Here is a 15,784-nt window from a genome sequence, read left to right as displayed (position 1 = left end):
TCACTCTCCCCGCTTGCGGGCGGAGGATGGCGCCTCCGCCGAGAAGCCGCGCGCCTCCAGCGCCTCGGCCACCTGGTCGGCGCCCTTCAGGGCGCCGGTGAAGAAGGCGCCCACCAGAGCCAGCCCGGGCCGACGGCCGCTGCGGGCGCGCCACGCCTCGGCGCGGCCGTGCCAGCCCGCCACCAGCACCGGGACGAAGCGCAGCACCAGCGCCACCGCCAGCGACAGCCGCCGCGCATCGAGCCCCAGCCGCTCGAACGGGCGCAGCACCGCCATCAGCGCGTCCATCATGTCCTGCAGGCGGGTGGAGAGGGTGACGAGATCGGCCAGCAGCACCATGAGCAGGATGCGCAGCACGCTCGCCGCCGCGACCTCGGCCGAGACCGCCCAGAGCTGTAGCAGCCCGATCAGCGCCAGCACCGGCAGCAGCGGCCGCCATTGCAGCAGGCGCGCCGTGCCGGCCCGCCCGAATCCGGCATAGACCAGCAGCACCACCGCCAGCGCCGCCGCCAGCAGGAACGGATCCTCGAGCGGCACCAGCAGCATGGAGAGCAGGGCGAGGCCGGCGAGCTTCACCCCCGCCGGCAGGCGATGCAGCAGGCTGCGGCCCGCGAGATAGCCGCCGATCATGAAAGGCCGCCCGCGCGCGCCGTGTGCGCCCGCACGCGGGCATGGGCGTGAGCCTCGTAGAGGGGGATCACCTCCTCCGGCGCGCCATCGGCGGCCACCTCCCCGCCGTGCAGCCACACCACCCGGTCGAAGCCCGTGAACAGGCTCAGGTCATGGCTCGCCATGACGACCTGCTGGTCGAGGCCGGCGATATGCCCGGAAAGCAGCAGCCGGGTCGGCAGATCGAGCGCGGAGAAGGGCTCGTCGAGCAGCAGCAGCCGCGGCCCCGCGGCGAGGGCCGAGAGGATGCACACGAGCTGCTTCTGCCCCTCGGAAAGCTCATCCACCGCCCGGTCGCCCCAGCCCGCGCAGCCGTGCTCGGCCAGCAGGCGCTCTGCGGCGGCGGTGGCGGCGGCCTTGTCGAGCCCCTGCTCCAGGGGGCCGAAGGCGATCTCCTCGCGCACCGTGGGAAAGATGATCTGGTGGTCCACGTTCTGGAACACGAAGCCCACGAGCGCCGGCAGCCGGCGGCGATGGCGCCTCGTATCGAGCCCCGCCACCTCCACCGCGCCGGCATCGGGCAGGATCAGCCCGTTGAGCAGCCGCAGCAGGGTGCTCTTGCCCGAGCCATTGTCCCCCACGAGGCCGATGCGTCGCTCCACGAGCGTGAGGCTGAAACCGGAGAACACCACCCGCGTACCCCGCGTCACCTCCACCGCGTCAAGGCGCGCACCGGCCTGCGCGGACGGCGGCGGAGCGGGACGACGGGCGGAAAAAGGCGGAAACGGCATGGGGCACCTGCGCCCTCCTCGATATACCGATCCCCGCCGCGCGCAAGCCCCTGCCATGGCAAGCCCGCCGTGCCGCGCGGGCCTTGCCATGGCAGCGGCGCCCGGCGCACAAGATGGAAGGGCGCCATGCAGGGGCACCGCGCCGCGCGCCGCCAGCGCAACCCCGGCGCCATACCTCCCGCGAACCCGCGCCAGCCGGCCGGCCACACCACGAGAGCCGCCATGACCGAAGATGCCGCTCCGCCCGGACCACCCCTCGGAGCGCCGGTGGAAGGACCGCCCGCCCGCGCCCCCGCTCCCGTCACCCTGGAAGGGCGCCTCGTGCGGGTCGTTCCGTTCGACGTGGCGCGCCACGGACCCGACCTCTACGCCCTCTCCCACGGGCCGGAGAAGGAGGCCCTCTGGGCCTATCTGAGCGCAGCCCCCTTCCCCGATCTCCACGCCTTCACACGCCATTATGCGGCGGCATCCTCGAAGGCCGATCCTCTGTTGCTGACGGTGGAGGACACGGCGAGCGGGCGCGCGCTGGGGCACGCCACCTACATGCGCGTGGAGACCGGCCACCGGGTGGTTGAGGTGGGCAACATCCTCTTCACCCCGCCCCTGCAGCACCAGCCGGGTGGCACCGAGGCCATGTATCTCATGGCACGCCACGCCTTCGAGGCGCTGGGCTTCCGCCGCTACGAGTGGAAATGCAACACCCTCAACCGGCCCTCGCGCCGGGCGGCGGAGCGGCTCGGCTTCACCTTCGAGGGGGTGTTCCGCCAGCACATGATCGTCAAGGGCCGCAACCGCGACACCGCGTGGTTCGCGCTGCTGGACCATGAATGGCCCCGCGCGAAGGCCGCATTCGAGGCGTGGCTCGCGCTGGACAATTTCGACGCCGGCGGCCGCCAGCGCCGGCGCCTGGAGGACATCCGCGCGGAGTTGCCGGAGCGGGGCTGAGCCTCAGGCGGCGGCCGGCGCGAAATCCTGCTCCACCAAGGCGGTGATAGCGTCCCGCAGCTCGGGCAGAAGGCGGCGGTAGGCGCGGCGGCGCTCCTGCGGCTGCGGCAGGCGGGAGACATCCTCGAACCCCCAGCCGCGCAGGCGCAGCAGGTGCATCCAGGGCAGGCGACGCGCGGCGCGGTGCGCGCCCTCCTCCAGCGCCACCACCGCGTCCACCCGCGGCGCGCCGGAAAGGGCGAACACTTCCACCGGCTTGGAGGAAAGCCCGTTGGTGGCCACGCCCTCCCGCTCCAGGCAGTCGAGCGCGGCGGGGTCCACGGGCGCGGCGAACGCGGTCGCCGCGCTGAAGGCGCGCACGCGCGCGTAAAGGTGCATGGTGAGGGCCTCCGCCATCAGGCTCAGCCCCGCATTGTCGCGGCACACGAAGAGAATGGACGGACGCGTGATCATGAGGCCTCTCCGGTCACGGGATCGCCCCGCAGCACCCCAGCGGCGATTCGGTTGGCGGGAACCTAGGCGCATCCCTCGACGCGGGCATGACAGCGCGCCGTGGCGCAGCCGCAACGGCAAAGACTTTTCCTGTCATGGAGGAGATGCCGCATCCCCGCACCCAATATCTTGATCGGAAAAGACTATCAGCGGGATTCGACTGAGTTTCGTGGGCGCGGAAGGGGCATTCCGTCCCACATTGAACTTGCGTTAACCATTCTGAAGTTGTTCCACGAGATCAATGACATGCTGGCGGGAACACCGATTCGCGAACTCTTCGCCGGCTGGCAGATGTGGAGGCGAAAATGGCGAAGACGGAAGTCACCAGCGCCGCGGTCAGAAAGATCGCCGCGAAGGCGCTCAAAGATCCCGGCAGCATTACCCACGATGAGATCAAGAAGCTGGCGGCTTCCTGCCTGACCCAGGCGGCGGACAAGCCCAAGGCCGAAGCGACCGAAGCCAAGCCCGCAGCGCCCAAGCCCGCAGCGCCCGCGAAGGCACCCGTTGCCAAGGCGCCCGTGAAGGCCGTCGCCGCGAAGGCTGCCACGCCGAAAGCCGCCACGCCCAAGACCAGCACGCTCAAGACCACCGCTCCCGTGAAGAGCGCCGCTCCGGCCGAGGAGAAGGCCCCGGCCAAGGCTCCCGCCGTGAAGGCGCCCGCCGCGAAGAGCGCAGCGGCGAAGCCCGCCAAGACCCCGGCCAAGGCTGCGCCCGCGAAGGCCGAGGCGCCGGTGGCCGAGAAGCCGGCCGCCAAGGTCGCTGCTCCCAAGAAGGCCCCTGCCGCCCGCAAGCCCGCCGCCAAGGCGCCGGCCGCCGCTCCGGCGGTGACGGATGCGCCGGTCGCCGTGGCCGCCCCCGAGGCCGCCAAGCCTGCCGCGCCGGCCAAGACTGCACCGGTGAAGACTGCACCGGCCAAGACCGCTCCCGCCAAGGCGCCGGTGAAGGTCGCGACGAAGCCCGCCGCCGCGAAGGCTCCGGCCAAGGCGCCGAAGAAGAACTGAAGACAGCGGCGCCGCGCGGCCTCCCGCGGCGCCGGCCTCCAAAGCTCTTTCCGTTCGCACCAGCTCACGGATAAAGCTCTGGACTCTTGAGTTTACGCATTTTCTTCACGCGAACTGGTGTCCACTTCGCCTGAAAACGCTTGAAAGATGCGATCCGGCCGGCGCCAGGCGCCGGCCGGATTTTTCATGTCACTGCTGGGGCAGCGGGCCGGCGCGGCCGATATTGAAGATCTGCACCCGGCGATTGATGGCCGCGTCGGGGTGCTTGGTGTCCTGCAGCGCTTCCTCGCCGAGGCCCACGGCCTCGATGCGGCGCGGGTCCACCCGGAAGGTGGTGGTGAGCGCCTGGGCGATGGCGTCGGCGCGCTCCTGGCTGAGCTTCATGTTGTATTCGCGGGTGCCGGTGGCATCCGTATTGCCCACCACCAGGAACTTGTAGCCCAGCAGCACCGGATTATGCATGGCATCGGCGATGGAGCCGAGGGTGCGGTAGGAGGAGGGCTTCACCATCGCCGAGTTCAGGTCGAACTCGATCTCCACGTTGATCTGCGCGAGCTGGTCGAGCTGCAGGGCCAGCGGAGGCCGGCTCTCGGGCGGGCCCTGATACTGCATGTGGGCCTGGGCGAGGCCCCGCAGCGCCTCCGCAGAGACCGTGGGCACGTCGTTCACGGAGCTGGTGAGCCCCTGGACGATCTCGGAATTGGGCGTGAACGCCTGGGCCGCGGCGGGCGTGGCGGCGCCGAGGATGAGCGCCGCGCCCGTGCACAGGGCGGCGAGGGCGGGAGCGATGCGCGAGCGGATCATGGTGCCGGTCTCCTGCGTATTCACGGCGCGCATCAGCGGTAGCCGGCGTTGGTGAGGGCGGCGGTGCAGGTCTGGCTCACCACCTTGGATGCCTCCAGCAGGCAGGAGACGAGATTGCCGTCGCCGGGCTCGACGCCAGAGCAGAACTCGGCGCGGTCGCGGTCGCAGGCCTTGTAGACCTCGCGCTGCGCGGCGGCGCGCGCCTCGGTCATCTGGCGGATGGATTCATGGTTGGCGGCGCAGGCGGGAGACAGCTCCGCCTGATGCGCGGCCAGGCACTGGCCGATGGCGCCGTTGCCGAGATTGACGCCCCGGCAGTGGCGCATGATGTCCTGGCCGCAATGCTGGGCCAGAAGGCCGGCCGCCTCGGCGTAGCTCACCGTCTGCGCATGCGCAGACGCCGCCGGCAGCGCCAGCAGCGCCGCCAGGACAAGTCCCGCGAACTTCATTTGAATCTCCCCACACCCCGGACCGCCGCGCGGCCCCCGGTGATTGACCATGACCGGGCAAGAACGGTCAACCGGGAACATCTGCCGGTGGGAGAAAGGACTAGATTCCAGCGCTGACGCGTTTTCTTCACACGAACCGGTGTCCACTTCGCGCGAAAACGCTCTAATTCTGGCGGGCGCGGGCCTCAAGCTCGATCTCTTCGCCCGCGGCGCCGACCACGCCGAGCGGGTCGGCCGCCAGCTCCAGGTCCGGGGCATCCACCGTCGTCGTGTCAAACGGCGGCTCGGACGGAGCCTGGGCGCCCCCCTGCCCGCGCGCCGGCCGCGGGCCCAGCAGCACATGCCCGGCGGCGGCCACCAGCGCCATCAGCGGCAGCAGCGTGGTGAGCGCCGTCAGCGGCGAGGGGAACAGCACCGCCAGCGCGGTGCCGAGGAAGCCGCCGCCGATCTGCATGAAGCCCATGAGCGCGGAGGCCGCCCCGGCGATGGTGGGAAAGCCCGCGAGCGCCGCCGTGGTGCAGCCCGGCAGCAGCATGGCGATGCCGCAGGCCCACAGGCCGATCGGGGCCATGACCGTGAGCGTGGACGGCGGCCACAGCCGTAGCCCGATGCCGAGCCCCGCCGCCCCCGCGAGCACCAGCACCAGCCCGATGGGCACCATCTCCGCCGCGCCCATGCGCTTCAGCAGCCGGCCGGCGATCAGGGTTCCGCACATGAAGGAGCCGGTCTGCGCCAGCATGGCGAGGCCGAACTGGGTGGGCGTGAGCCCCACCTGCTGGATCAGCACGAACGGCAGCAAGGCGGTGAGGGTGTAGATGGCGCCGAGGCCGCCGCCCAGCGCCACGCTGGCGCGCATGAAGGTGCGGTCGGAAAGCAGGCGCGCGTAGCTCTTGGCGATGCCCACGGGAGAGGCCAGGGAGGAATCCCGCGCGGCGTTGGTCTCGGGCACGAAGAAGGCGAGCAGCACCAGCAGCGCGGCGCCGTACACCGCCATCGCCACGAAGATCATGTGCCAGCCGGCCGCGCCCAGGATGACGCCGCCCAGTGTGGGCGACACCGCGGGGCCGATGGCCAGCATGGTGCCGATGAGGTTCATGATGTGGGCGGAGGTCTGCCCCGTATACTGGTCGCGCACGATGGCGCGGGAGATGGCGATGCCGGCCGCGCAGCCCACCCCCTGGAGGGCGCGCCCGAGGATGAGCCACCCCATGGTGGGCGCCCAGGTGGCCACCAGCGCCCCCGCCATGTAGATGCCGAAGAAGGCGAGCGCCACCGGACGGCGGCCGAAGGCATCGGACAGCGGGCCGCAGGCGAGCTGGGAGAAGGCGAAGCCGAGGAAGAACACCGTCAGCGTCAGCTTGACGGTGGCGGGCGTGGTATCGAAGGCGCTCACCAGGGTGGGCATCGCCGGCGTGTACATGGCCAGGCTGATGGGACCGAGCATGACCATCAGCGCGCCGATCAGGGCGACGCGCAGTTCCGACATGATCGGAACCGGCGCGGGCGGCGGCGATGCGGTGAACGCGGCAGGCTTCATTTTCCGTCTTTGTCCCCGTCGTCGCGGTCTTCCTCCTCGCGGCAGCGCGCGAGGTTGTCGCGAATGAGAATCAGGAAATCGCGCAGCCGGGCCTGATCGGCATCGGAGAAGCCCGCGAGCGCCTCGCCGCGCGCCACCGCCGCCGCCGACTGCACGCCGGAGAGGAACGGCTCGGACGCCGCCGTAAGGCGCACGATCTTGGCCCGGCGGTCCCTCGGATCGGTCTCGCGCGCCACGAGGCCCCGGCTTTCGAGGGCATCAAGGAAGCCCACCAGGGTCATGGGCTCCACGTTCATCTTCACCGCGAGCGCGCTCTGCCTGAGGCCCGGATGGAGGTTCACGTAAGCGAGCGTGCGCGCCTCCCCGGCCGTGAGGCCGAGGCCCGCGTGGGTGAACGCGCGGTCGATGCGGGCGCGGTAGAGCCGCGCGGCATCGACGAGAAGGAAACCGAGAGGAGTGTCCGCCATTTCGTTCCCCACCTTATAATAAGGTAACCTTAGTTTCAACATGCATGTGCCACGCCCGGAGCAATCCGTATTGCGCGCCGAACCGCGCGGCCTATGTGTGAAGGGGTCCCCCTGGAGACCCCCCGGAGATCACCCCATGCCCTGGTCCCTGACCATCGGACGCCTCGGCGAAACCGCCATCCGCATCCACGTGACCTTTCTTCTGTTCCTGGTGTGGATCTGGGCCGCCTACTACCGGACCGGCGGCGCCGATGCGGCCTGGCAGGGGGTGCTGTTCGTCGCCCTCCTGTTCGCCTGCGTCCTGCTGCACGAACTGGGGCACGTCTTCGCCGCACGTCACTTCGGCGTGAGGACCCCTGACATCACCTTATGGCCGTTCGGCGGCATCGCAAGCCTGGAACGCATCCCCGAGAAGCCTTTGGAAGAGCTGGTGGTAGCCATTGCCGGACCATTGGTGAACGTGGTTATCGCGGCGGTGCTGCTGCTCATCCTCGGCGCCGGCTTCAACACCGACGACCTCTCCCGGATCGAGGACCCCGGCACCTCCATGCTGGTGAAGCTGGCGGGGGCGAACATCTTCCTGGTGGTGTTCAACCTCATCCCGGCCTTTCCCATGGACGGGGGACGGGTGCTGCGCGCCCTGCTCGCCATGCGGATGGGCTTCGGCCGGGCCACCGCCGTGGCCGCCTCCATCGGCCAGGGGCTCGCCATCGCGCTGGGGCTGGCGGGCATCTTCTTCAATCCCATGCTGATGATTATCGGCGTGTTCGTGTTCCTGGCCGCCTCCGGCGAGGCCGGGCAGGTGCAGCTCAAGGAAGCCTCGCGCGGGCTCTCGGTGGCCGATGCCATGATCACGCATTTCGAGACGCTCGGCCCCGGCGCCACCGTGGACGACGCCGCCGACGCGCTCATCCGCACCACCCAGCGCGAGTTCCCGGTGGTGGACGGCGGCGGGCGCCTGCGCGGCGTGCTCACACGCGACGCCATGATCCGCGCCCTGAAGGACGAAGGCCCTCAGACCCCCGTGATCGACGTGATGCAGCAGGATGTCCCCACGGTGGAGGCACGGGCGCGGCTCGACGCGGCGCTGAAGCTCATCACCTCCGCCCAGGCGCCGGCCGTGGGCGTGCTCGACGGCGAGGGCCGCCTCGTGGGCCTGCTGACCCCGGAGAACGTGGGCGAGCTGATGATGATCCACGCCGCCCGGCCGGACCACGGCGCCGGCCTCTTCCACCGTGCCGGCTGAGGCGCCTCGGGCATCAGAAGAAAAGGGGAGCAAGGCGCTCCGCCTGCTCCCCCGCTATTGGCTGCGTCCCCGCCGGACGAGCTTCAGTTGTCCTCGGTGTGCGCCACGTCATCCAGCGCCACGTTGCCGCAGCTGTAGGCGCCGTCCGGCTCGTCGAAGCCGGCGCTGGTGAGGAAGCCACAGCGCGAGCCTTCCGCCGCCGCCAGCCACGACACCAGCCGATGGCCGATGGCGATGGCCGCCGCCTCGTCGTCCGCGGGCTTGAAGGCCGTGTCGGCGGGCATCTGCGGGCCCGCCTTCTTCGCCGTCTTCAGGTCGCTCACGGTGGGAATGAGGGAGACGGTGGCGCCGGTGTCGGTGGCGGTGATCACCGGGCGAATCGTGAGGGTGAACTGGTCCCAACCGCCCTTCGCCAGCCGCGTCGCCTCCGATTCGGCCGTCACCTGGGCGGTGAACACCGGCGCCCCGCCGGGGCCCTTGGCGACGGTGGCGACGGAGAGCTTGAACTTGCGCGGGCCGGGCGTGGTGTTTTCCGCCGGCGCGCCGGAAAGGAGGCGGCCGAGCGCGGTCTCCAGATAGCCCTTCAGCTTGGCCTCGGAAACCGCGCCGCCCTCGCCCACCTTGGCGCGAGGCACCACCACCAGGGCCATCTCGGTGCAGGCGTTGGGCAGCGTCACCGCCGCCACCGCCGGCTCGGCCCGCAGCGCCTTGGCGGTCGGCGCCTCCGCGCCCACCGGCGCGGCCACGTCGATGGCGATGTCGTCGCCACCGTGGGCGGCCAGCCGCAGGCGGCTCCACACGTCCTTCAGCTTCGCCTTCACCGCGCCATGGGTGAGGCTGTTGGCGGAAACGTCGAGGTCGGCGAGCGCCGCGGGCGGCTCGGCCGTGGACTTCAGCGCCGAGGCGCGCAGCACCACCGACACCCCGCCATAGACCTGGCCGCACCAGTCGTCGCTCAGATGCTGGAGCGCCAGCGCGGTCTCGGAGAAGTCGTCGGCCGGGCGGAACAGGGTGACGCGGTCGAGGTCGCCGAGGGCCAGGGTCTCGTCCCACACCTGGTGCACGCCGCGCTCCCCCTCGCTGAAGTTCAGGGTATAGGCATCGGTCCCGGTGCCGATGGTGAGCTTCAGGATGCCCTCGCTCAAGGTGCCCGTGACCGGCACCGCCGGACGCGGATCGCCGGCGGGCGGTGCCAGGGTGCCCGAAACCTTGCCGGCATTGATGTCCAGCGTGGCGATGCCCACCCGGTACGGCTCGAAGAAGGGCAGGCCGAGGGTCATGTAGTGCTCGGCCGCGCATGCGGGCAGGCTCGCGCCCGCCAATCCCGCGGCAAGCGCCAGCGCCCCGAGCCGCGCGGCGCGGACACGCGGCAACCAGCCCTGCGGCTTGAAGCGTCCCGACATGATGAGATCCCTTCCTTCCCGAAACACCGGCCGGCGGCCTGGAGCACGCCCGCCTGCCCGTAGGGCGCGAATGTCCTCTTTCCTGAGGGAAATGGGTTGCGGATGCTTTAATGCCCAAGCCTGGGCACGGACCGCCACGGTGCCGGGAAATCCGCGCTAGGATGCGCCCTCGCCCAGCGGAGCCGCCATGACCTTCTCCCCCGATCCCGCCGCCTCCCACGCCTCGGATGTCCTGCCGCCGCCGGCGCGCGCCTTCGCGGTGACGACGCCGGACGGCCTGTCCATCCAGGTGCAGGAATGGGGTGCCGCCGAAGGGCCGGAGCTGCTGTTCATCCACGGCTTCTCCCATTGCGCCCTGGTCTGGATGCGACAGGTGGCGGCGCCGGAGCTCGCCGCCTGCCGCATGGTGGCCTACGACTTTCGCGGCCACGGCGGCTCCGACAAGCCGCTCGATCCCCGCTTCTACAAGGAGCCCAGGCGCTGGGCCGACGAGCTCGCCGCCGTGATCGCCGGCAGTGGCCTCAAGCGGCCCATCCTGGTGGGCTGGTCCTACGCCGGGCGCATCATCGGCGACTATCTCCTCCACCACGGCGACGCCGGGCTCGGCGGCATCGTCTTCGTGGACGCGGCCACCGCCAACGCACGGGAATTCTACGGCACCTGCAACCGGCTGATGCGCAGCATGTGCGTGGACGACCTCGCGCAGAACATCACCGCCACCCGCGCCTTCGTGCGCCGCTGCTTCGCGGGCGAGCCGCCGTCCGCGCTCGTGGAGACCCTCATCGGCTTCAACATGGTGGTGCCGCCGCAGGTGCGCGCCGCCTTGTTCGACCGCCCGGCCGAATATGAGGAGGCCCTCGCAGGCCTGCGGGTGCCGGTGCTGGTGGCGCAGGGCGCGGCCGACCAGGTGGTGGCGCCCGCCATGGCCCGCCACATCGCCGGCCTGGTGCCCGGCGCACGCCTCGCGCTATTCCCGGGAACCGGCCACGCCCCCTTCCTGGAAGCGGCGCGCGACTTCAACGCCGCCCTCGCCGGCTTTGTCCGCGACGCCGCCGGCTGAGCGCCGCTGCCGCAACGGGAGCGTGGCTTTTGCGGCGCACCGGCGCGAAAAGCGCCGCAGGCGCACGCTGGGGGTGGAACCGAACCGCCACAAGGCGGTTGCGGTCATGCTTGTTTGTGGCGAAAAATAGACCTCGGGCATGCGGAAGGTATTGCGTATCGAGGGGTTGTTCCGCTCGCCCGGGTCCAAGCACGCGAGACCGAGCGCCATGATGCACCTGAAAGCCTTCTCCGCCGCCGCGATCGCGGTCGCGCTGGTATCGGCGGCCCCTGCCCGGGCCGATGATCGCTATGACCTGTTCCCGTTCGCGAAGCTGTTCCTCGCCTCCCCCTCCGACGTCGGGGTGGTGAGCAGCTCCTCGCCCATTCTGCGCCAGACGGTGGCCTTCGATGGCAAGTACCGGCCGGGCACCGTCGTCATCCGCACCTCCGAGCGCCGGCTCTACTACGTGACCGCGCCGGGCCAGGCCATCCGCTACGGCGTGGGCGTGGGCCGCGACGGCTTCCAGTGGGCGGGCGTGAAGACGGTGAGCGCCAAGCGCGAATGGCCGGGCTGGACGCCGCCGGCGCAGATGCTGAAGCGCCGACCGGACCTGCCGCGCTACATGCCCGGCGGCATCGACAATCCGCTCGGCGCCCGGGCCATGTATCTCGGCTCCAGCCTCTACCGCATCCACGGCTCCAACGAGCCGGAAACCATCGGGCAGGCGGTGTCCTCCGGCTGCATCCGCATGACCAACGAGGACGTGGTGGACCTCTACAACCGCGTGAAGGTGGGCACCACCGTCTACGTTCAGCGCTGAGCGCCTGTCCCGGCACGGAAAAGGCCCGGGCGGGATGCCCGGGCCTTGACGTTTCGGAAGAAACCGGCGGGGACGGCCGCGACGCGGCGACCCTCACGAGCAACGTTCTGCGCGTCCAAGCGGAGAAGCAATTTCGCCGCTGGCGATTGCGGTGGACCTCTCAAGCGAGCCTCAGGGGGTGCGCCCCACTCCGAGGGAAAGGCCCTGGATTCCTGAGTTGACGCGTTTTCTTCACGCGAACCGGTTTCCACTTCGCTCGAAAACGCCCTAGCCCAGGGCCGGCGCCGCCGTTTCCTTCTCCCGCACCCGGCCGAGGGAGGTCTGCGCCAGCACCATCATCGCCGCCGAGCTTGCCACCAGCCACACGAGGCGGCCCTGGTAGCGATGGTTGGGGTTGGAAAGCGCGCCGCAGATGAAGGCGTTGCCCACCAGGGCGGCGAGGATCGCCGCCGCGAACATCGCCTGCCGCGGCGCACGCCGCCACGCCAGCGCGAAGATGACCAGCGCCGCCAGGGACACACCCATGATGGCCCGCGTGGGCCAATAGAGCGGCTTGAAGTCGATGCCATGCTGCTGGCGCGAGCCCTGGAACGCCTTGGCGCTGCCCGGATACCACTTGCCGATGGTCTGGACATAATAGTTCCAGCGCGGGCCCAGCCCGTCGCCGGGGTCCAGCATCAGGAACTGGATGGCGGTGAGGTCGAGGCTCTGCCGCACCACCTGGTCCGGCATGGTCTCAAGCGAGCCGTCCACGATCGCCGCCGCCTCGCCGCGCAGGGCGTCCCAGCCGCCCAGCTTGTAGAGGGGGGAAGCGCCGCGCGCCCACAGGAAGTCGTTCGCCGTGGGCGGCAGGTGGTCGCGGTAGGCGCACAGCTTGTAGGGCGCCGGCTTGTGGGAACCGGCCGGCGGGCAGTTCTCGTCGAGATAGGACTTGGTGACGCCGCCCTCGATGAACAGCGCCAGCGCCTGGACGGTCGCGGTCTGGGTGAGGAAGGGCCGCCCCGTCACATAGGCGTTGGCGGTCACCGCGAGGCTGATGCCGCCGATGGCCGCGAACGCCGCCTCGCGCAGCCGCACCTGCGGCATGCCCGGCCACCGCCGCCGGGCCAGGCGCGCCATGCCGCCGAGCATGAGCAGGCCCAGGGCGAGACCCACATGGCTGGTGTGCACCGCCACCCCCACCGCGCACAGGGCGGTGAGCAGCATCCGGCGGGGCATCGAAAGCCCGTCGAAGAACAGCATCAGGCTGACGAGGCCGAGCACCATGGCGCCGGCGAACACATCCGCCATCACCTGGCTGGCGAACAGCGAGATGCCGCCCGCGAGGGCCGCGATCATCGCCACCGTGAACGCCATCAGGAAGCGGGGCGGGGCGAACTGCGCCCGCACCGACAGGGCGATGGTGAGCACCACCAGCGCCGATTGCGCCAGCACGATGGCCGTGGGATTGCCCGCGAGCCGGCCGATGCCGGCGAACAGCCCGTAGGCCGCCGTGCGGAACTCCGGCATCTGCCAGGTGAAGGTGAGCCCGAGATAGTCGATGCTGTCGTGGTAGACGAGGACGAAGCCGTTCCACGCCACCGGCAGCGCCAGCGCGATCACGGCGATCACCATCACGCCCGCTATCGCGAGCGCGTCTCCCGGTGCGGCCATGCGCGCGGTCAGACTCGGCCGCGGCAGCCTTATGGAACGAAAGTAGCCCATCCGTCTGCCGCCTCGCCCAGTCCTCAGCGACGACGAAAATTCTGCTGGCGGCGCGCGCCGGGAGGCGGTGCCGAACCTTCCGCCTTGTGGCGGAAATTGATGCGGCCCCGATCGAGATCGTAGGGCGACATCTCCACCACCACGCGGTCGCCCTCGATGGTGCGGATGCGGTTCTTCTTCATCTTGCCGGCCGCGTAGGCCAGGATCTGATGGTCGTTGTCGAGCCGCACGCGGAAATTCCCGTCCGGGAGCACTTCCGTCACCGTTCCCTCGAACTCCAGCAGTTCTTCCTTCGCCATATAGTCGTCTCCACTGCCCCATCCCGGGGCGGCACTGGCGGGCCTTATCTCACGTTTCCGCGTTCCGGCCCATAGCTAACGCGCAAGCGAGGCCGTTTCTAGGCCTCGCCGTGGCATTCCGGATCACCGCACCGGGCGCTTGGCGCCGCCGCCGCGGGTTTCCTGACGGGATTCCGAACGGACCGGCACCGCCTTCATGAAGCCGATACCCCCCATTTCGCCACCGGCCGCGCGGCCGGCACGGGCCTCGTCGTGGCGCGGTTTGGCCGGGCGGGGCTGCTGCGCGCGGGGCGCATGGGCCTGTCCCGGAGCCTGGGCGGCACGCGGCTCGCGCTGCTGCTGGCCGTCCCGCCCCTCGCCACGCGGGGCGGCGGGGCGCTTCTCCCGGCGCACGCTCTCATCGCGCCCGCCCTCGGGGCGGCGGTCCTCGGAGCGCCGGTCGTCGGTCCGGCGATCCTGGCGCCCGTCGCGGCGCTCACCCTGGCGGGGCGCGCCATTGCGGCCACCCTCGGGGCGGCGCTGGCGGCCGGCGGGGCGGCCCGAGCGGCCCTCCTCCCGCGCCTCCACGGGCGAAACGGCGAGCGGCTCGCCTTCCGGCACCTCGAAGGCCGCGCCCGCGCCACGGCGGTCGCTCGAGGGGATCTGCATCTTGATCAGCCGCTCGATGGACCGGAGGAAGGCGCGCTCCTCATGATCGCAGAAGGAGATGGCGATGCCCTCCCGTCCCGCGCGGGCGGTGCGGCCGATGCGGTGCACGTAGCTCTCGGGCACGTTCGGCAGGTCGAAATTGATGACGTGGCTCACGCCCGTCACGTCGATGCCGCGGGCGGCGATGTCGGTGGCCACCAGGGTGCGCACGGTGCCCTCGCGGAAGGCCGCCAGCACGCGGTCACGCTGGTTCTGCGACTTGTTGCCGTGGATCGCCTCGGCGGCGATGCCGGCCTTGGCCAGCACGCGCACCACCTTGTCGGCGCCGTGCTTGGTGCGGGTGAACACCAGGGCGCGGTCGATCTCCTCCTTGGAGAGGACCTCGGCCAGGAGCGGGCCCTTGTTGGCCTTGTCCACCAGCACCACGCGCTGGTCCACGCGATCGGCGGTCTTGGCGACCGGCGTCACCGCCACTTCCACCGGCTCGTGCAGCATGGAGCCGGCGAGCTCCGCGATGGCGGACGGCATGGTGGCGGAGAAGAACAGCGAGTGGCGCTTGCGCGGCAGCCGCCGCACCACGGCGCGGATGGCATGCACGAAGCCCATGTCCAGCATCTGGTCCGCCTCGTCGAGGACGAACACTTCCACCTGGTCGAGCCGCACCGCATTGTTGTCGGCGAGGTCGATGAGGCGGCCGGGGGTCGCCACCAGCACGTCCACCCCGCGCGAGAGGGCGCGGATCTGCCGGCCCATGGGCACGCCGCCGATGGCGAGCGACACAGAGACGTTAGCGTGGCGGCCGAACTTCAGGAAGTTGTCCACGATCTGGCCGGACAGCTCGCGGGTGGGCGAGAGCACCAGGGCGCGCACCGCCTTGGGCTCCGGCCGGCGCGGATGGCGCACGAGGCGATCGAGGATGGGGAGAGCGAAGGCGGCGGTCTTGCCGGTGCCGGTCTGGGCGATGCCGATGAGGTCGTGGCCGGCGAGGATTTCGGGAATGGCCTGGGCTTGAATGGGGGTCGGCGTCACGTGCCGTTCTTCGGTGAGGGCGCGGACGATGGGCTCGGCAAGGCCGAGGGAAGAAAAAGAGGTCAAGCTCTGTCTTTCATGGGCGAGCGGCACCGCGGCGCGCATGCGGAAAGCTGCGCGGCGGCACGGATCGCGGGGATCTGCGACATCCCGCGTGGCCTGGGGTGTCCGAGAAGAAAATGGAATTCGGGCTAAGCCGCCTGAGACGCTTCCAGGAAAATGAAGCTCCGAGCGGTCTCCGCTACGCGGCCCGATAGTGCCGTCACCCGCCTGCGCCGCTCATGGCCCTTCCGGCCCTTCGAGAACGACCGCCTGCCGACGGATCACCATGGCAGTGCATATGACCCATCTGCGTGACGATTTCAAGGCAGAGGGGACGGATGCCGCGCTTTTCGCCGCTTCCGGTGCCCGCCCGCGCCGTCGGCAACCCCCGTACGCTTTTCCGCCGCACTGCATCGCCATATAGAGCGCGGACATTCCAGGCCCCCCGCGCGGCGC

General features: G+C 70.6%; 16 protein-coding genes. 5 read left to right on the top strand and 11 right to left on the bottom strand.

Annotation, left to right across the window (positions count from 1 at the left end):
• Entirely contained in the window at positions 1-630 is a 630-nt protein-coding gene (locus V5F75_RS08475; protein WP_394034804.1) for an energy-coupling factor transporter transmembrane component T family protein, read from the bottom strand.
• The gene (locus V5F75_RS08470) at positions 627-1,400 is read right to left on the bottom strand and encodes an energy-coupling factor ABC transporter ATP-binding protein (protein ID WP_394034805.1); all 774 of its coding nucleotides are present in this window, start codon (positions 1,398-1,400) and stop codon (positions 627-629) included. The genes V5F75_RS08475 and V5F75_RS08470 overlap by 4 nt, the downstream gene beginning before the upstream one ends.
• A gap of 222 nt (positions 1,401-1,622) precedes the next feature.
• Between V5F75_RS08470 and V5F75_RS08465 the strand changes: the two genes are divergently transcribed.
• Entirely contained in the window at positions 1,623-2,345 is a 723-nt protein-coding gene (locus V5F75_RS08465; RefSeq protein ID WP_394034806.1) for a GNAT family N-acetyltransferase, read from the top strand.
• Positions 2,346-2,348: 3 nt separating this feature from the next.
• On the opposite strand, the gene V5F75_RS08460 is transcribed toward V5F75_RS08465, so the two are convergent.
• Entirely contained in the window at positions 2,349-2,798 is a 450-nt protein-coding gene (locus V5F75_RS08460; RefSeq protein WP_394034807.1) for an arsenate-mycothiol transferase ArsC, read from the bottom strand.
• 344 nt (positions 2,799-3,142) lie between these two features.
• On the opposite strand from V5F75_RS08460, the gene V5F75_RS08455 reads away from it, so the two are divergent.
• On the top strand, positions 3,143-3,838 hold the full coding sequence (locus tag V5F75_RS08455; RefSeq protein WP_394034808.1) for a hypothetical protein: 696 nt from the start codon (positions 3,143-3,145) through the stop codon (positions 3,836-3,838).
• Between the two features lie 189 nt (positions 3,839-4,027).
• On the opposite strand, the gene V5F75_RS08450 is transcribed toward V5F75_RS08455, so the two are convergent.
• The 4 genes from V5F75_RS08450 to V5F75_RS08435 form a co-directional block, all read right to left on the bottom strand.
• The gene (locus tag V5F75_RS08450) at positions 4,028-4,675 is read right to left on the bottom strand and encodes an OmpA family protein (protein ID WP_394034809.1); all 648 of its coding nucleotides are present in this window, start codon (positions 4,673-4,675) and stop codon (positions 4,028-4,030) included.
• Complete coding sequence (locus V5F75_RS08445; protein ID WP_394034810.1) at positions 4,675-5,091, bottom strand: cysteine rich repeat-containing protein; 417 nt, start codon at positions 5,089-5,091, stop codon at positions 4,675-4,677. Before V5F75_RS08445 ends, V5F75_RS08450 begins: the two co-directional genes overlap by 1 nt.
• A gap of 163 nt (positions 5,092-5,254) precedes the next feature.
• Positions 5,255-6,628 (bottom strand): Bcr/CflA family efflux MFS transporter, encoded by a 1,374-nt coding sequence (locus V5F75_RS08440; protein ID WP_509212162.1) that lies wholly within the window; start codon positions 6,626-6,628, stop codon positions 5,255-5,257.
• Positions 6,625-7,095 (bottom strand): MarR family winged helix-turn-helix transcriptional regulator, encoded by a 471-nt coding sequence (locus V5F75_RS08435; protein WP_394034812.1) that lies wholly within the window; start codon positions 7,093-7,095, stop codon positions 6,625-6,627. The genes V5F75_RS08440 and V5F75_RS08435 overlap by 4 nt, the downstream gene beginning before the upstream one ends.
• A gap of 136 nt (positions 7,096-7,231) precedes the next feature.
• Between V5F75_RS08435 and V5F75_RS08430 the strand changes: the two genes are divergently transcribed.
• Positions 7,232-8,341, top strand: a complete 1,110-nt coding sequence (locus V5F75_RS08430) for a site-2 protease family protein (protein ID WP_394034813.1) — start codon at positions 7,232-7,234, stop codon at positions 8,339-8,341.
• A gap of 83 nt (positions 8,342-8,424) precedes the next feature.
• Here the strand turns inward: V5F75_RS08430 and V5F75_RS08425 are convergent, their stop codons facing one another.
• On the bottom strand, positions 8,425-9,744 hold the full coding sequence (locus V5F75_RS08425) for a hypothetical protein (protein ID WP_394034814.1): 1,320 nt from the start codon (positions 9,742-9,744) through the stop codon (positions 8,425-8,427).
• A 187-nt stretch (positions 9,745-9,931) separates the two neighbouring features.
• Between V5F75_RS08425 and V5F75_RS08420 the strand changes: the two genes are divergently transcribed.
• Together V5F75_RS08420 and V5F75_RS08415 are read left to right on the top strand one after the other, a co-directional pair.
• Complete coding sequence (locus tag V5F75_RS08420; protein WP_394034815.1) at positions 9,932-10,804, top strand: alpha/beta fold hydrolase; 873 nt, start codon at positions 9,932-9,934, stop codon at positions 10,802-10,804.
• 208 nt (positions 10,805-11,012) lie between these two features.
• Positions 11,013-11,606: a L,D-transpeptidase gene (locus tag V5F75_RS08415; protein WP_394034816.1), complete on the top strand. Its 594-nt coding sequence runs from the start codon at positions 11,013-11,015 to the stop codon at positions 11,604-11,606.
• Between the two features lie 267 nt (positions 11,607-11,873).
• Here the strand turns inward: V5F75_RS08415 and V5F75_RS08410 are convergent, their stop codons facing one another.
• The 3 genes from V5F75_RS08410 to V5F75_RS08400 form a co-directional block, all read right to left on the bottom strand.
• Entirely contained in the window at positions 11,874-13,259 is a 1,386-nt protein-coding gene (locus V5F75_RS08410; RefSeq protein WP_394034817.1) for a hypothetical protein, read from the bottom strand.
• Between the two features lie 74 nt (positions 13,260-13,333).
• On the bottom strand, positions 13,334-13,609 hold the full coding sequence (gene infA / locus V5F75_RS08405) for a translation initiation factor IF-1 (RefSeq protein ID WP_188578066.1): 276 nt from the start codon (positions 13,607-13,609) through the stop codon (positions 13,334-13,336).
• Between the two features lie 123 nt (positions 13,610-13,732).
• Positions 13,733-15,352, bottom strand: a complete 1,620-nt coding sequence (locus V5F75_RS08400) for a DEAD/DEAH box helicase (protein WP_394034818.1) — start codon at positions 15,350-15,352, stop codon at positions 13,733-13,735.
• Positions 15,353-15,784: the final 432 nt, after the last annotated feature.

It is taken from the genome of Xanthobacter albus (genome assembly GCF_043194895.2).
Taxonomy (GTDB): domain Bacteria; phylum Pseudomonadota; class Alphaproteobacteria; order Rhizobiales; family Xanthobacteraceae; genus Xanthobacter.
The sequence above is the reverse complement of the archived record's forward strand: the minus strand, read 5'-3'. Positions and strand labels throughout refer to the sequence as shown.